This window comes from Lactobacillus equicursoris DSM 19284 = JCM 14600 = CIP 110162 (genome assembly GCF_001434815.1).
GTDB classification, from domain to species: domain Bacteria; phylum Bacillota; class Bacilli; order Lactobacillales; family Lactobacillaceae; genus Lactobacillus; species Lactobacillus equicursoris.
Genome location: NZ_AZDU01000091.1, coordinates 1 through 2,186, shown reverse-complemented (window position 1 = coordinate 2,186; position 2,186 = coordinate 1). Strand labels below are relative to the sequence as shown.

Annotated in this window: 1 protein-coding gene; it reads right to left on the bottom strand. The window is 43.0% G+C overall.

Translation table 11 applies throughout. The features are described 5' to 3' along the window. Positions 1–761: 761 nt before the first annotated feature. Positions 762–2,167, bottom strand: a protein-coding gene (locus tag FC20_RS10455; RefSeq protein ID WP_155859281.1) for an IS3 family transposase whose coding sequence is annotated in 2 segments (ribosomal slippage) — positions 762–1,681 and positions 1,681–2,167 — 1,407 coding nt in all. Because the reading frame shifts where the segments join, the coding sequence is not laid out codon by codon here. Between the last annotated feature and the right edge of the window lie 19 nt (positions 2,168–2,186).

Sequence of the window (2,186 nt, the reverse complement as noted above, 5' to 3'; positions counted from 1 at the left end):
TATTCCCCTCGTATGAGGGGGTGATCCTGATAGTACTGGGCGGCCGTTTGATCAAACGGAGTATTCCCCTCGTATGAGGGGGTGATCCTTTAAGCTTAAATTTAGTCAAATAATAATTAAAGTATTCCCCTCGTATGAGGGGGTGATCCCTTATAACGATAAGATTAGTGCTTATGAGTATAGTATTCCCCTCGTATGAGGGGGTGATCCTCGACTTTTCCGACTACTGATTGTGAAGATATGGTATTCCCCTCGTATGAGGGGGTGATCCTGAAATTTTCGATGTTTTAAGCAACGACATTAAGTATTCCCCTCGTATGAGGGGGTGATCCTGCCGTTTGTGCTTGTCCATCATAACCACAGGCGTATTCCCCTCGTATGAGGGGGTGATCCTTATCGAACGCTTCGAACAAGAAGAAGCAGCCGGTATTCCCCTCGTATGAGGGGGTGATCCTCGGTTTAGCACGATTCCTTAAATCTCAAGATCGTATTCCCCGCAAACGTGGGGGTGATCCTGGAGGATATGCATCTAAATCGCCACGCAATATAGTATTCCTCACATATGTGAGGGTGATCCTCATTGCTCACATTGGGGATGTCGTAGTACCCCCCGATTTCCTCACACTAGTGAGGGCACCAAAAAAGCTTACCCCCTCAAGGGCAATGTCATTAAGTTAAGGCATTGATTTTGAGCGGGGAACCGCTTTGAGACACTCATCTAAGTTGAAGTGCCATAGAAAAGTTAGACATTTTAGAAAATCTTAAATAGTTGCCATTACACGATCTCTGTATTTTACAGGGGTCGTGTAATTTAGTTTATTGGACCGTCTGATGTTGTTAAACCAATATATGTAATCTTTAAGTTCTTGTTGGACTTCCTCCAAAGAATACAGTCTAACTCGATTTAGTCTCTCGCGTTTCATCAAGTTGAATATAGTTTCACCCGGTGCGTTATCGTGACAGTTTCCCTTTCTGGACATGCTTTGAACTAGTTCCATCTCTTCCAAGCGGGCTTGGTAGGTTGGACTTTGGTACTGAGAACCTTGATCAGAATGGATAACTGGGTGGGAGTAAGCCGGTAGTTTGGTTTCCAATTCATCTAGCATACCCAATACTAACTCCATGTCGGGGGAGTAGCTGGCAGTACATGCAAGGATCTCCAAAGAAGCCTCATCCACTACAGGAGAGATATAAACTTTCTTACCGTTAGTTAGTACATATTCTGTAATGTCGGTATGGAGAACATGATATGGCCTTTCTTCATCGAAGTGCTGCTGAAGAAGGTTATCAGCTACTTTCCCTACAGTACCTTTGTAGGAGCTGTATTTCGCAGTTCTCTTGTGATATAGCTCGGTCTTCAGCCCGATACTGCGCATCAGTTTACGCACTGTTTCCATCGCTAATTTAACGCCCTTGTCGCGCAGAGCAGCCCATATTGGACGGTAGCCATACGTGCCTTGGCCTTCGTTGTAGTAGATATCTTTGATAAGATCTTTTACTTCGGCGTACTTATCCTTCTTAGCGATTCTTTTAAGGTTGTCGTAATAAGTCTTACGATTAAGGTTAGGAGCTTTAAACAGCTGTTTTAACTGAAATTCTGGGTGGTCTGCCCGGATATCACAAGTTATCTGTGTCTTTTGTCGATTGGACAGCGTGGATACCGGGCGGCCACTTTTTTTGCGATGATGAGCTCCAATTCTAATTCTTTGATTCTGGTATCTTTTTCTAGAAGTTTGGCCTCATATTTCTGCTTATCAGTTAGAGTTCCTATTTGCTTATTACGCTTGGCTTTCTCGGTCTTCTTAGGTATTTTAGCGGGTCTACCTTTCTTGACAGGAAGGAGCGCCTCTGGACCGCCTTGCTGGAACTTCTTAGTCCATGAATACACTTGTGACGGACTAATATTGAATTTAGCAGCTACCAGATTACGTCCTTCATCGGATTTTAGATAGTAGCTTACCACATCCAGCTTAAAGTCAACAGAATATTCTCTTTTGGTTAGCTTAACTTTTAAGCTTTCCAAGCCATTGAGTTCGGCAGTATTCACCCACGTACGAATTATAGATGGAGTGATATTATACTTTTTGCTTAATCCATTGTATGAGCCTCTGCCATTAAGATAATCAGAAGCAACTTGTATTTTTAGTTCGGATGAATATTTGGTCATAAAAATACCCCACAATCGT